Raw genomic sequence first — 13700 nt, forward strand, 5'->3', positions numbered from 1 at the left:
ACCGTGCAATCTCATAAGGAAGTCATATGAATCAGGCGGCATCCCGTGACGCGGCCGTGGTCACACCGTGGTATCCCACGCGGGAGTTGCCTTTCCGAGGGTCGTTCGTCAGGGCCATGGTCGAGGCGACGGCACCAGGCTGTGACAACCTCACCGTGTACCACTGCGACCCGTGGGTGGCCCCCATGGGCGAGGCGGCGACGGCGGCCGTCGAAGCGGCCAACGCCGAGCTGATGGCACGGGCCGTGCACCGGGTGCCCACCGCCGGCGGCGCCGAACTCGTGCAGTTCCCCGTCACCACCCCGCGCGGCCAGGGCTGGGCCGCCCAGGCGCTCAACCACGAGCGCCAGCTGCGCAGCCTGCTCGGCGGACAGCCCATCCCCGCGGACGTCGTCCACGCCCATGTGGGACTCCCCAGCGGCTGGGCCGCCCTGAAGAACGCCCGGCCCGACGCCAAGGTCTTCGTCACCGAGCACGCGTCGTACCTGGAGAGCGTCCTGGAGGACCCCGAGGCCGTCGAGCGCTACGACGAACTCCTGGCGGGTGTCACCAAGTTCCTCGTGGTGGGCGACACGATCACCGAGATCCTCAAGGACCGCTTCCCGCACCGCGTCGACAAGATCGGCCGGATCCCGAACCCCATCTCCTTCGGCGAGTCGCGTCCCGGGCCGGTGAAGGACCTCACCAAGTGGCTCTACGTCGGCAGCCTCACGGAACGCAAGCGGGTCCCCCTGCTGGTCGAGGCGTTCGCCCAGTGCCACGCCGAGGATCCCTCGCTCACCCTCACCCTCACCGGCGAAGGCGAGAGCCACCGGCCGGTCGTCGAGCTCATCGCCGAACTCGGGCTCGAGGACGCGGTCACGCTGGTCGGCTCCATCCCGCACGAGCAGGCGCTGGAGCTGATGCGCGAGCACGACCTGCTGGTGCACGTGAGCCGGTACGAGACCTTCGGCATGACGGTCGTCGAGGCCGTCGCCGCCGGCCTGCCACTGCTCGTCACCCGCTGCGGCGGACCCGAGAAAATCTTCGCCGGCATCGAGGACGCTGCGGGCGAGTTCGTTCCTGTGGAAGAGAACCCCGAGTCGATCAGCGACGGCTACCGGCGCCTGCGCGCCCGCTTCCTCGGCGGTGAGCTGGACCTCCGGCGCACCCGTGCGAAGCTCGACGCCGACTACGGCTACGACGCCGTGGCCCAGGCGCACTACCGACTCTGGTTCCCCGACTCCCCGTGATGGAGTGACATGCAGGTACTGTTCCTGGCCCTCGGCGCCGCGCGGAAGCGGGCCGTGGTCGAAGAATCCGCGGCCGTCGCCGCGGCGGGCGGCAGGGCCGTCGTCCTGGTCGCCGACAAGAAGCGCTGGGCGTCCCAGACCTTCGCTCCGGGCGTGAAGCTGATGACGCGGGGCGAGCTGGAGGCCCGCCACCTGCCGCGCCGCCTGGAGCGCGCCGTGCTCTACCGGGGCCCGCGCCGCGTGGCCGGCGCCCTCGGCCGCGGCCGGCTGCGCGCCGGCACCCAGCGGGCACTCAGGAAGTACGAGAAGAGCGTGGCCGACCGGGTGCACCGCCGCGTCCTGATGCCGCTGCACCGCAGGGTGTGGCCCACCGCCGGGTCCCGCATGGTGCAGCGCTGCTTCGGCCCGCAGGGCGGCCCCGACCTCGTCGTGGTCACCGACGCCCTGTCGGTGCGGCCCGCGGTGGAGCTGATGGCGTCGTGGAACGCCGGCGACCCGGGAACCCCGCGTGTCTGCTACAGCGTCGACTCTGTCGTACCGTCACCCGTTGCCGTGCCCCTGCAGCCCTCAGCCGCTCGCTGACCAACCGAGGAAGATTGATGAAGAACCGTAGCGAACGGCGCCCCCGTGTGCTCTACCTGGCGTTCTACTTTCCCCCGTCCCGGGCGAGCGGCGTGTACCGCGCCCGGGCCACGGCCAACCACCTGGCCGAGCGGGGCTGGGACGTCACGGTCTGCACGGCCCCGCTCGACTTCCTCCACGAGCGGATCGGCTCCGTGGACGAGGAGCTGTCGAAGACCGTCGACCCCCGCATCCAGGTCGAGCGCCCGTCGCTGAACCAGTACGCCTGGCAGCACGACCTGCGTGAGTACAGCTGGCTGCGCCGCAGCTTCCCCCTGGTGGCCAAGCGGATCCACGATTTCAGCCAGACGAAGCTGTTTCCCGAGCGCTACTCGTCCTGGGCGTGGGCGTCCGTCACCCGGGCGCTGAAGCTGCACACCAAGAAGCGCTTCGACGTGGTGATCGCCACCGGCAACCCCTTCGCCTCCTTCGGCGCCGCCTGGATGTTCCACAAGCTCACGGGCGTCCCGTACGTGATGGACTACCGCGACTCCTGGACGCTCGACCTCTTCCACGACGCGCCGGCCTTCCCCGAGAAGCACATAGCCTGGGCGTGGGAGAAGCGGATGCTCGACAAGGCCTCCGCGGCCGTCTTCGTCAACGAGGCGCTGCGCGGCTGGCACGCCGAGCGCTACCCCGAGGTGGCCGACCGCATGATGGTCGTGCCCAACGGCTGGGACGCGGACGTACTGCCCGAAGCCGTCGAGAAGGCCGTGGAGACGGCCGTGGAGACGGCCGCCGACGAAGCCGGGACGACCGGCGAGGAGCGGCCCGCCCCGCTGAAGTTCGCCTACCTCGGCACGCTCACGGTGAAGCAGCCGGTGGAGGAGATGGCCGAAGCCTTCAAGATCGCCCGGCGCCACCCGGACCTGGAGGACGCCGAACTGCAGATCCACGGGCATCTCGGCTTCTTCAAGGAGAGCCCCAGGGCGCTCAAGGTCCGCCTGGGCCTCGACGACGGACCGCGTCCCGAGGGCGTCGAGGACACCGGTCTGCGCTACTGCGGCCCCGTCTCCAAGACCGAGGTCGGCAATGTCTACGAAGAGGCGGACGTCCTGGTCTTCCTCGCGGGCGGCGGAAAGTACGTCACCTCCGGGAAGATCTTCGAGTACATGGCCTTCGGCCACCCGATCGTGTCGGTCCACCAGCCCGGGATCGCCGCTCAGGACGTGCTCGAAGGATATCCCCTGTGGTTCAACGCCGACAGCCTCGACGTGGACGAACTGGCCGCGTCGATGGTGGCCGCGGGCAAGGCCGCACGTGATCTGACACCGGACCAGCGAGCGGCCGCGCGGCGGCACGCGGACACCTACGCACGCGAGGCGACGCTGGCCCCGTTCGAGCAGCGCCTCCGGGAGATCGTGTCGCCTTCCGCGGCGGGCTGACCGGGCCGCGAGACCGTATGCACGAGGACGCCCGGCCGGGAGATCCCGGCCGGGCGTCCTCGTGCGTGTACGGGCCCCGGCGAGGACGCCGGGCCAAGGGCAAAGGGCCCCGGCGTCCTCGCCGGGGCCCTTTCCCATCAGATCACTGAGTGTCGTACACGGAGGGGTCCAGCCGGGTGGTGACCTTCAGGTGCGGATGCGACTTGGCCCACTTCCAGCCCGTCACGGTGGAGTTGATGTCGCTGACGAACACGTGGTCCACCAGGTCCAGGCCGAGATCCGGCAGTACCCGCCGCTTGGTGATCCGGGCGAGGAGCTGCGGCCGGACCTCCTTGTAGCCGCGGTTGAAGACCTTCTTGTGGAAGGCGTTGGCCACCTTGGTGTGGGCCCGCTGCACGCTCGCGACGGCCAGCTCGGGGCCGATCGCCTCGCGGTTCTTCGCGGCGATCTGCCGCGCCCGGCGCAGCACCGCCCGGGGCGCGCGGTAGACGAGAAGGCGCTCGGCGCGGGGGATGCGCAGCTTCTTCTCGGCGTCCTCGACACTCAGCACGGACACGCTCGGATCGAGGTTCAGCCGACCCCACGGCTTGGGCGAGTGGGCGGTCACGACGGTCACCTCGACGCCCTTCGCGACGAGGTTGTTGGCGAAGTCGACGATGCGGCGCGGCTTCGCCGGCGTCAGCGCGAGGACCACGGCCCGTCCGAGGGGTTCGTCCGAGGAGGAGACCGCGACACGGTCGCCCGTGGTGACGGCCCGCCCACCGGCCGCGGACTCGGCCGCGGACTCGGCGGCCGGAGCCTGCGGCACCGGCGCCAGGGCGCCCTCGTACACCTCGATGAGCTGCTTGCCCACGGTCCGGTGGCCCACCCGGGCCTCGAGCGCCGCACGGGCCCGGACCGGGTCGAGTGCGTCGGCACGGTCGCGCAGGAGCCGGTAGGCGTCGACGATGACCCGGGGATCGTCGCTGACGTCCATCAGAGCGCCGGCCGCCGGCTCGAGGCCGGCCATCGTCTCCTCGGGGCCGCCGCAGCGAGTGACCAGCACGGGCAGCCCGGAGGCGATCGCCTCGACGACGGTCATCCCGAACGTCTCGGACTTGCTGGCGTGCACCAGCAGGTCGTGCTCGTGCATCAGCGGGCCCACCGCATCCGGGGAGACCGCCGGGAGGATGCGCAGGCGGTCGTCGCCGAGACCCAGTTCCCCGGCCCGCTCGCGCAGCTCCTCCTCGGCCGAGCCCTGTCCCACCAGGGTGAGCGTGGCACGGGGCTCCTCGGCCGCGACGATCGCGAACGCCTCCAGAAGCTCGTGGACACCCTTCTGCTTGAGCAGGCGGCCCACGTACAGCCAGCGCAGCAGCTCGGGGGAGGAGGCGGTGCCCAGCGTGAATCGGTCCAGGGAGACCGCGTTCGGTACGACGCCGATCTTGTCGGCGTGCTGGGGGAAACGCGCGACGATCTGCTCGCGCAGGGCGGACCCGACGCACATGACCGCGTCGGCGCGGTCCAGCATCTGGCCGTAGAGCTGCTCCGCCTCGGCCTGGGAGAACACCTTGTCCAGGAAGCTCGAGTGCTCGGTCACCACGACGCGCGCGTCCGGGCGGGCGAGCCGCAGCGCCAGCACACCGCCGTAGATGCCGGTGTGCGCGTGCACGACCGGGGCCTCGATCCGGCCGGTGGGCAGGGCGCTGCGGAGCGCCTCGACCTGGGCCTCGACCCAAGGGGCGTAGTTCTTGCGGCGGGTGAGCGGTACCGGGACGCGGACGACGGTGCCCTCGGCGGAGTCCAGGACGTGACCGAGGGCGGACCGCTCCCGCAGTCGCTCGGTGGTGACCCGGATCGCGTCGCCGAGAGGCTGCGGCGCCGAGCCGGCCCAGTCCTCGGTGTGGAAGACGCTGACCCGGCCGAAGTGACCGGCCACGGCCTCCGTGGCCGCCTGGACGAAGGACCCGGCGTAGGGGTTGTTCGGCGAGGGGTACCAGGGCGTGAGGACGGCCAGGTCGGCCGGTTCCACGGTGCGCTCGGCGCCGTGCGGCTCCAGCCGCAGCTCGAGGCCGGGCCGACGGCGCTTGGCCAGCCAGGCGACCGGCAGTGCCTGGGCGTCGCCGGCCACGAGGGTGTCGGCCTCGGCGAACGGCCCGGACCTGTCACCGATCAGCTTCTTGGCCGAGGCCCACGCGCTGCCGTCCTTGTCGGGCGCGACCCGGACGACGTCCACGCCGTCCAGACCGCCGAGCTCGGCCAGGGCCTCACCCCACTCGGGAGCGTCCAGCGCCACCAGGGAGACCCGGGAACCTGCGGACGCGAGCTCCCTCACCTGTTCGCGCGCAGCCCGTATCCGGTAGGTGCCAAGCGCGAGATAGAGCACGTGGCTGTTCATCTGGGATCCCCTTCGCCCTTTCGCCTGCGTGCCGCGCGCCCGTACGACACAATGCGTCCTCACGGGTATGGGTATGGAGACGAAGCGCGGCGCGACCACCCTACCTAAGGCCGCATACCACCCAGGCACACGGCCGCGGCGGCGTCAGTCCTGGCGCTCGACGAGAACGCCGTCCTGTTCCTCGTACCGGGCACCGGTCTGCGGGCACTCCCACAGCCCGGCCTCGGTCGCGTGCCCGACCAGCTTGACGCCGGCCCTGCCGACCCAGCCGACCTGTCGCGCGGGAACACCGACGACGAGGGCGAAGTCGGGCACGTCCTTGGTGACGACGGCACCTGCGGCGATCATCGCCCAGCGCCCGATGGTGATCGGCGCGACGCACACGGCCCGCGCTCCGATCGACGCCCCGTCGGCGATCTTCACGCCGACCGCCTCCCAGTCGCCGCCGCGCTTCTGCTTGCCCTCGGGGTCGACGGAGCGGGGGTTGTGGTCGTTGGTGAGGACCACGGCCGGGCCGATGAAGACACCGTCACCGAGCTCGGCCGGCTCGTAGACGAGCGCGTAGTTCTGCAGCTTGCAGTTGTCGCCCATGTGCACGCCCGAGCCGACGTACGCGCCGCGGCCGATCACACAGCCCTCGCCGAGCCGGGCGCCGTCGCGTATCTGCGCGAGGTCCCAGACGCTGCTCCCGGCGCCGATCTCGGCGGACTCGTCGACCTGGGCGCTGGGCTGGACCCTGTAGTTCACTTCGTTGCCTTTCGGTGTCTGGCTTCGCGTGGGGAGCATACGGGGCGCGGCCCGGACCGGAGCAGGGGCGGTGCCGGGCGGCCCCCGACGGGGTGCCGGGTGTGTTCGCGCGCGTCGGCAGGCTCGCGCGTCAACTGCCGAGCGGAATCTGTGAGTTACACATGGGACGCCTGTGATTCATGTCATGGGTTGGGGAAGCCGATCGGTATTGCATGTGCACTTCACGTGAAGAAAAGATTCCTTGACCTTCTTTAAGCCATCTTTAGCTACGGGTGATCTGTGTATAAGGCAGGGATGACGTGGCGGCGCACTGCTGTCACTTTCGTGACAGGTGCATTACTTGTCTTTGGGGTGGGCGTAGGCGGGACACCCGCCGCCGCCGCTGCCGCGTGCCCGTCCGGAGTCGAGTCCGACTTCAACGGCGACGGCATCCGGGACACGGCGATCGCCGACCCGGAGGCGACCGTCGACGGCGTGGCGAAGGCGGGCCTCGTGCACGTCGTCTACGGCGGTGGCAAGGGCACCCTCGCCCTCTCGCAGGCCACCGACGGCATACCCGGCACTCCCGAGACGAACGACCAGTACGGCTTCGCCCTGGCCGTCTACGACGCCGACCTCGACGGCTGCAGCGACCTGGTGGTCGGCTCCCCCTACGAGGCCATCGGCACCGCGCCCGGCTCCGGTCTGGTGCAGGTGATCTACGGCGCCACGGCCGGCCTGGGCGCCGGCAGCAAGGCCGTGACGGAGTTCTACCAGGGCAGCGCCAAGATGCCGGGCTCGACCGCGGAGACCGACGACTGGCTCGGCTACGCGGTCGCGGCCGGGAAGACCTCGGCCGGCACGCCGTACCTGCTGTTCGGCGTCCCCGGCGAGTCGATCGGCACCATCGAGGACGCGGGCGCCTTCTACTACGTGAGCGGCACCGCGCAGACGGTCGTCGGCGTCAACCAGGACACCGAGACCGCCGGCGCCGTTCCCGGAGTCGTCGAACAGGACGACCGCTTCGGCTCGACGCTCGCCGCGACCCCGACCCACTTCGCGGTCGGCACGCCAGGCGAGGCGCTCGGCACCACGACCTTCGCGGGCGGTGTGGCCTACTTCAGCCACACCCTCACCTCAGGTTGTCCGAAGCCGCTCGGCGGACTCGGTCAGGACCAGGACGCGATCAGTGGGGCCGAGGAGGTCGGCGACCAGTTCGGCGCCGCGCTCGCCATGGTCCCCTACCGGGCCGCGGGCGCCACCTCCACCACCGAGTCGCTGCTCGCGGTCGGTGTCCCCGGCGAGGACCTGTCGACCACCGTCGACGCCGGCGCCGTCCAGGTCTTCCGGCTCGCCGCGAACGGCACCTTCACCGAGACCGCCTGGATCGACCAGAACACCACGGACGTGGACCAGGAGGCGGAGGCCGGCGACTTCTTCGGCAAGCGGCTCGCCGCCGTCAACACCTCCCCGAACGCCACCTCCACCGGTACGAACACCCGGCTCGCGATCGGCGTGCCCGGCGAGGAGTCGTCCGAGGACAACCCGGAGCAGGGCGGCGTCCAGATCGTCCCGCTGGTGGGCGCGCCCGGCGCCTCCGACCAGTGGCTCGAACCCGGTTCCGGCATCCCGTCCGGCCCCGCGCCGCGCATGCTCACCGGCCTCTCGCTGGCGGCCACCCCCTCCCTGCTGTACGTGGGCACGCCCTACGGCCCGGCCGCGGGACAGGCGGTCTACGGATTCCCCTGGGGTGTCGCCTCGGGCGGTGCACCGACCCAGACGTTCAAGCCCGGCGAGGGCGGCATCCCGGCGACCGGCGTCGCCTTCGGGACGACCGTCCGCTGACCTCTCGTACGGCCGTCGGGTCCGTACGTCCGTCGGACCCGCACGGCCGCCAGGCCCGCGGGTCCGACGGACCCCGGACGTCCGACGGCCGCGATGTCACACGCACAGAGAAAGCGAACGGAGAGCTGAACCATGTCCGAAAACGGACATACCTCGACGGGATGCCGTGCCGCGCCCGTCGGCGGACAGGCGCCCCCGGCGGCGAAGGCCTGGCGGCGGGGAGCCGCCGGTGTGCTGGTCGCGGCACTGCTGGGGTTGAGCCTGGCAGCCAGTGGAAGCCCGGCGGCCGCCGCGGCGGCCTGCACTGCCGGTACCCCGTCCGACTTCAACGGTGACGGCATCCGGGACACGGCCATCGCCGATCCCGAGGCCACCGTGTCGGGCCACGCGCGTGCCGGTCTGGTCCACATCGTGCTCGGCGGTGGCAAGGGGGTCGTGGAGATATCCCAGGACACCCCGAACGTGGCCGACGCCCCCGAGGACGGGGACCAGTTCGGGTTCTCGCTCGCGGTGTACGACGCGAACAAGGACGGCTGCAGCGACCTGGCCGTGGGTATCCCCTACGAGGACGTCGGCACGGTCAAGGACGCGGGCTACGTCCAGATCGTCTACGGCTCGGCCACCGCGGTCGGGTCGGAGTTCAACAGCAGGGGCTTCATCCAGGGCGAGACCCAGCCGCTGGGCGGTGGCCCCGAGACCGACGACTGGCTCGGCTACGCCGTCGCGGCAGGCACCTCGCCGACCGGATTTCCCTTCCTGGTCATCGGAGTTCCGGGCGAGGACGGAGCCGGCGGCGTCGACATGGGCCTGATCGGCTATGTGTACGGCACCGACTACCAGGCCGCGTCCGTCAGCCAGGACACCACCGGCGTCTGGGAGGACGCGGAGGCCTACGACCGCTTCGGCGCCTCGATCGCCGCCACGGACCGGTTCTTCGTGGTCGGCGCTCCCGGCGAGAGCATCGGCACGGTCGCCTTCGCCGGCGGTGTCCAGGCCTTCCAGCCGTCGATCAACCAGTACGGCATCCCCAACCCCGTCTTCGGCATGGGGCAGGGCCGCACCCCCGGACCGGACGCCGCCGCCCAGACCGACGACCGGTACGGCAGCGCGCTCGCGATGGCCCCCTACCGCCCGACCGGAGCGGCCACCACCACCGACGCGCTCCTCGCCGTGGGCGTGCCCGGTGAGGACCTCGGCACCACCGTCGACGCCGGAGCCGTGCACGTCTACCAGATCAAGGCCGACGGCACGGTCGTCCTGCTGAACTGGATCGACCAGAACGTGGACGGCGTCGAGGGCGAAGCCGAGGCCGGCGACTTCTTCGGCCAGCGGCTCGCCGCGGTGAACACCACCACCAGCGCGGTCGGTACGGCGGCCACCATGCGCCTCGCCGTGGGCGTGCCGGGGGAGGAGTCGACGGAGAGCGCCCCGGAGGCGGGCGCCGTCCAGATCCTTCCGATGATCGGCGCACCCGGCGCCTCGGACGCCGTGCTCGAACCGGGCAACGGCATCCCCTCCGGCCCGGCGCCCCGGACGTACGCGGGCATCAGCCTCGGCAGCAGCCCTTCGCTGCTGTACGTGGGTGTGCCCTACGGCCCCGCCGAGGGGCGCGCGGTCCACGGCTTCCCGTGGAACTCCGCCTCGGGCGCGGCACCGACCCAGACGTTCAAGCCCGGTGAGGGCGGTATCCCCGCGGACGGCGGGACCTTCGGGACGACGGTCCGATGACGGCCCGCCGATCCCCCGACCCGTCCCGCCGGACCGGACCCTCCGGCACCCGGACCTCCGACACAGACATGACCCGACTGGAGAGTGGACGCGTGTCCGCAGACAGACACAGACCGATACGGCGCGGCCCGGCGCTGCGTGCCGCCGTCGCCGCGGCCGTCACCGGCGCGGTGGTGGCGGGCACCCTGGCGGTCCTGCCGGGCGGCGGCACCCGCGCGGCCCAGACGCCGGTCGCCGCCGACCAGACCGTGCAGACCGAGCAGCAGGCCATGGCCGCCGCGCAGGACAGCGGCAGGAAGACCGAGGTCGTCGGACTGCGCACCGAGCGCAGGGAGATCTTCGCCGAGCCCGACGGCACCTTCACGGCCCGCGAGTACACCGAGCCCGTCCGCACGGTCCAGGGCGGCAAGTGGGTCGACATCGACCCGACGCTGGTCAAGCGGTCCGACGGCAGCTGGGGCCCGAAGGCCGCCACCGTCGACCTGGCCTTCTCCGCCGGCAAGGCGGGCGATCCGTTCGTGACGATGCAGCGCGCGGGCCGCGAGTTCGCCCTGACCTGGCCCTACGGCAAGCTGCCCGCGCCGACCGTCGACGGCGACACGGCCACCTACACCGACGCCCTGCCCGGCGTCGACCTGACCGTGCGCGCCGAGGCCGACGGCTTCGGCCACCTGCTGGTCGTCAAGACGCCCGAGGCGGCGGCCGATCCGCGACTGGCCCGGCTCGACCTGGGCATGACGACCGACGGTCTGAAGGTCACGGAGGACGCCACCGGCGCGATCGTCGCGAAGGACGCCGAGGTCGGCGGCACCGTCTTCGAGGCAGGCAAGCCCGCGATGTGGGACTCGGCCGCCGTCAAGGAGACCGCCGCCGCCAAGCAGGGCCCCAAGGCCGTCGCCAAGGCGCTGACCGCCGCGGCCGCCGACGCGCCCACCACTCCCGTCGCCCCCGAGGCCGCCCTCGAAGGCCCCGGCGGCGGCGGACGCGTCGCCCCGCTGGACGTCGAGGTGGGCAAGGGCAAGCTCAGCCTGCTCCCCGACCAGAAGCTCCTCAAGGGCGCGGACACCGTCTTCCCCGTCGTCATCGACCCGATCCAGCGCACCACCTCGCGCAGCGCCTGGACCGGCGTCATGTCCGGCATGCCGAGCGAGCAGGACTGGAAGTACTCCGGCAGCGCGGGCGTCGGCAAGTGCCCCACCGACTACAACCCGGTCTCCTGCAACGGGGTCGGCACCCGGCGCGTGCTGTTCACGATGCCGCTCTCCTTCTACAAGGGGAAGCAGATCCTCGGCGCGACCTTCTCCGCCCGGGTCGAGTTCATCTACAGCGCCACCCCGACCGCGGAGCCCATCAAGCTCTACCGGGTCGGCGGCAAGAACTACACGATCAACTCCTCCAGCAGCTGGTCCAACACCCAGGACGACTGGGTCGACTACCTCCAGACCGTCGACAAGGCGATCTCCCCGACCTCCTGCTCCAGCCAGGCCAACCTCAACTTCGAGAGCGGCGCGACCGGCGAGCTGACCAGCGAGATCAAGACGGCCGCCGCCGACGGCTGGAACTCGATGACGCTGGGCCTGCGCGCCTCCGACGAGTCCCGCTTCGCCGAGTGGAAGCGGATCTGCGGCAACGCCTACCTGTCGATCAAGTACAACAACCTGCCGCGGCAGATCAAGACCACCGACATGTCCACCGACCCCGGTGGTCTGTGCAAGTGGGGTTCGAGCCGCCCGTACACGGGCGCTCTGCCGAAGTTGCAGGCCATCGCGAGCGACCCGGACCACGGCAACGGCCAGACCGACAAGGTGAAGGTCGAGTTCAAGGTGGAGTGGGGCGGCACCAGCCCGGGTTCGTACACGTACACCACCCCGGACTGGCTCTCCCCGACGCCCGGTACCAAGTTCACGCACACCGTCAAGTCGTCGATCCCGCAGAACACCACCATCTACTGGAGCGCGCGGGCCTACGACGGTGACGGCTGGGGGCCGTGGAGCTCCGAGGGCGACCCGGCCCAGCGCTGCGAGTTCGTCTATGACAAGACCTGGCCCGGCGCGCCGAACGTGCTGTCCAAGCAGTACCCGTCCGACACCGTCTACCACGACGGCGTGGGCACCTACGGCACCTTCACCTTCTCGCCCAACCCGAACGACGCCATCCCGGACACCGACGTCGTCAAGTACCAGTACTCCTTCGACGGCGCCGCGCTGACCACCCTCACCCCGGCCACGGGGGGCGGCTCCGTCTCCGTCCAGTGGATGCCGACCCGCGCCGGCCGGCACGTGCTCGAGGTGATCGCCCTCGACAAGGCGGCGCACGCCGTCAGCACTCCCTACGACTTCCTGGTGAGCGAGGGCAAGCCGGTCGTCGCCCAGTGGAACCTCGCCGACCAGGCGGGCGACACGGAGGCGCACGACGAGAGCGGCGAGTTCTCGGCCACCGTGGGCAGCGCCGTCACGTTCGGCGCGGACGGTCCCGGCGGCAAGGCCGACAAGGCGGCGCACTTCGACGGCACCGCCGAGTCGTACCTCGACGCCGACGAGACCGTGCTCGACACGGCCAAGAGCTTCAGCGTCAGCGCCTGGGTGCGGCCCACCGCGCTGGACCGCAACATGACGGTGATCAGCCAGGACGGCACCGGCGAGCCCGGATTCTTCCTCGGCTACGACGCGTCCGCCGCGACCTGGAAGTTCTCCGTCCCGGTCAACGACGTCGACTCGCTCGGCGAATGGAAGGCCGTCTCCACCGGAATCTCCGTGGTCAAGGACCAGTGGGTGCTGCTGACCGGCGTGTACGACGCGCAGAAGACGGGCGGCCCGCTGCTCCAGCTCTACATCAACAAGGACCTGAAGGGCTCGGCCGGCCGGCGCTCCACCTGGAAGTCGTACGGTCCGCTGCAGATCGGCCGCACCACGGCCAAGAGCGGCTACCACGACAACTTCACCGGTGACCTCGCCGAGGTCCGCGTCTTCGACCGGGTGCTCCCGGCCGCCCAGGTCGCCGACCTGATGACGATCAAGCCGGAGCGCAAGGGCTACTGGCAGCTCGACGCGGCCACCGGCGGCTCGGCGGCCGAGACCGGCGGCGGCCAGGCACTGACCCTCGCGGGCAACGCCTCCATCTACCGCCCGGCCGACCCGCTGTTCGACACGGCGGCCCTGGTCGGCGACGGCAACCTGGTCCTGGACGGCGACGGGGACTACGCGTCCACCGCCACCGCCCCGGTCCCCGGCAACAGCAGCTTCACCGTGACCGCCCGCGCCCAGCTCACTTCGCTGGACCCGGAGAAGTCCCAGACGGTGCTGTCCCTGCCGGGCACCAACGCCAACCGTGTCCAGGTCCGCTACCAGGCGGCCACCGGCCAGTGGGAGCTGGCCGTGGCGAAGACCGACGTCGCCGCCCCCGAGATCGTCACCTTCACCGACGACCAGGAGCTGCCCGACACCGGAGGCTCCGGCCAGCACCTCGCGGTGGTCTACGACGCCTTCGCCAACTCGATCCGCCTCTACGTCGAGGGCCAGCTCGTCGCCGGCGCCTACGGCAAGGACGACACCCTCTGGTCCGCCACCGGCGGCCTCCAGGTGGGCCGTTCGCTGCGCGGGGCGAACGAGTACTTCGCCGGCGCCATCGACGAGGTGCGCGTCTACTCCGGTGCGGCCGACCCGGTCGCGGTGCAGCAGATGGCCTCGCTGACGGCGCTGCCGGACATGTAACCAACGCTCATCCCTCTGTGTGCCGGGCCCCGACGGGCCCGGCACACCCTTCCCCATGCCCTTTTCCTCCGACCAG

General features: G+C 71.4%; 8 protein-coding genes. 6 read left to right on the top strand and 2 right to left on the bottom strand.

Annotated elements, in window-relative coordinates:
• The first annotated feature begins 26 nt into the window (after positions 1-26).
• The 3 genes from ACWC24_RS01570 to ACWC24_RS01580 are packed head-to-tail and all read left to right on the top strand — an operon-like array spanning position 27 to position 3238.
• Entirely contained in the window at positions 27-1232 is a 1206-nt protein-coding gene (locus ACWC24_RS01570) for a glycosyltransferase (protein WP_450660796.1), read from the top strand.
• Between the two features lie 9 nt (positions 1233-1241).
• Positions 1242-1814, top strand: a complete 573-nt coding sequence (locus tag ACWC24_RS01575; RefSeq protein ID WP_450660797.1) for a hypothetical protein — start codon at positions 1242-1244, stop codon at positions 1812-1814.
• A gap of 17 nt (positions 1815-1831) precedes the next feature.
• A complete protein-coding gene (locus tag ACWC24_RS01580) occupies positions 1832-3238 on the top strand; it encodes a glycosyltransferase (protein ID WP_450660798.1) in 1407 nt (468 codons plus the stop codon).
• A 142-nt stretch (positions 3239-3380) separates the two neighbouring features.
• On the opposite strand, the gene ACWC24_RS01585 is transcribed toward ACWC24_RS01580, so the two are convergent.
• Both ACWC24_RS01585 and ACWC24_RS01590 read right to left on the bottom strand, forming a co-directional pair.
• A complete protein-coding gene (locus tag ACWC24_RS01585) occupies positions 3381-5615 on the bottom strand; it encodes a glycosyltransferase family 4 protein (RefSeq protein ID WP_450660799.1) in 2235 nt (744 codons plus the stop codon).
• A 144-nt stretch (positions 5616-5759) separates the two neighbouring features.
• Positions 5760-6362: an acyltransferase gene (locus tag ACWC24_RS01590; RefSeq protein ID WP_450660800.1), complete on the bottom strand. Its 603-nt coding sequence runs from the start codon at positions 6360-6362 to the stop codon at positions 5760-5762.
• A 351-nt stretch (positions 6363-6713) separates the two neighbouring features.
• Between ACWC24_RS01590 and ACWC24_RS01595 the strand changes: the two genes are divergently transcribed.
• The 3 genes from ACWC24_RS01595 (at position 6714) to ACWC24_RS01605 (ending at position 13624) form a co-directional block, all read left to right on the top strand.
• Entirely contained in the window at positions 6714-8186 is a 1473-nt protein-coding gene (locus ACWC24_RS01595) for an FG-GAP repeat domain-containing protein (RefSeq protein WP_450660801.1), read from the top strand.
• Positions 8187-8318: 132 nt separating this feature from the next.
• A complete protein-coding gene (locus tag ACWC24_RS01600; RefSeq protein ID WP_450660802.1) occupies positions 8319-9914 on the top strand; it encodes a VCBS repeat-containing protein in 1596 nt (531 codons plus the stop codon).
• A 92-nt stretch (positions 9915-10006) separates the two neighbouring features.
• Positions 10007-13624: a LamG domain-containing protein gene (locus tag ACWC24_RS01605; protein WP_450660803.1), complete on the top strand. Its 3618-nt coding sequence runs from the start codon at positions 10007-10009 to the stop codon at positions 13622-13624.
• Positions 13625-13700: the final 76 nt, after the last annotated feature.

The sequence above is a fragment of the Streptomyces sp. NPDC001443 genome, from assembly GCF_053597355.1.

Excerpts from the sequence above, each read along its gene's own strand:
- ACWC24_RS01570 (WP_450660796.1), top strand. The coding sequence starts at position 27 with ATGAATCAGGCGGCATCCCGTGACGCGGCCGTGGTCACACCGTGGTAT.
- ACWC24_RS01575 (WP_450660797.1), top strand. The coding sequence starts at position 1,242 with ATGCAGGTACTGTTCCTGGCCCTCGGCGCCGCGCGGAAGCGGGCCGTG.
- ACWC24_RS01580 (WP_450660798.1), top strand. The coding sequence starts at position 1,832 with ATGAAGAACCGTAGCGAACGGCGCCCCCGTGTGCTCTACCTGGCGTTC.
- ACWC24_RS01585 (WP_450660799.1), bottom strand. The coding sequence starts at position 5,615 with ATGAACAGCCACGTGCTCTATCTCGCGCTTGGCACCTACCGGATACGG.
- ACWC24_RS01600 (WP_450660802.1), top strand. The coding sequence starts at position 8,319 with ATGTCCGAAAACGGACATACCTCGACGGGATGCCGTGCCGCGCCCGTC.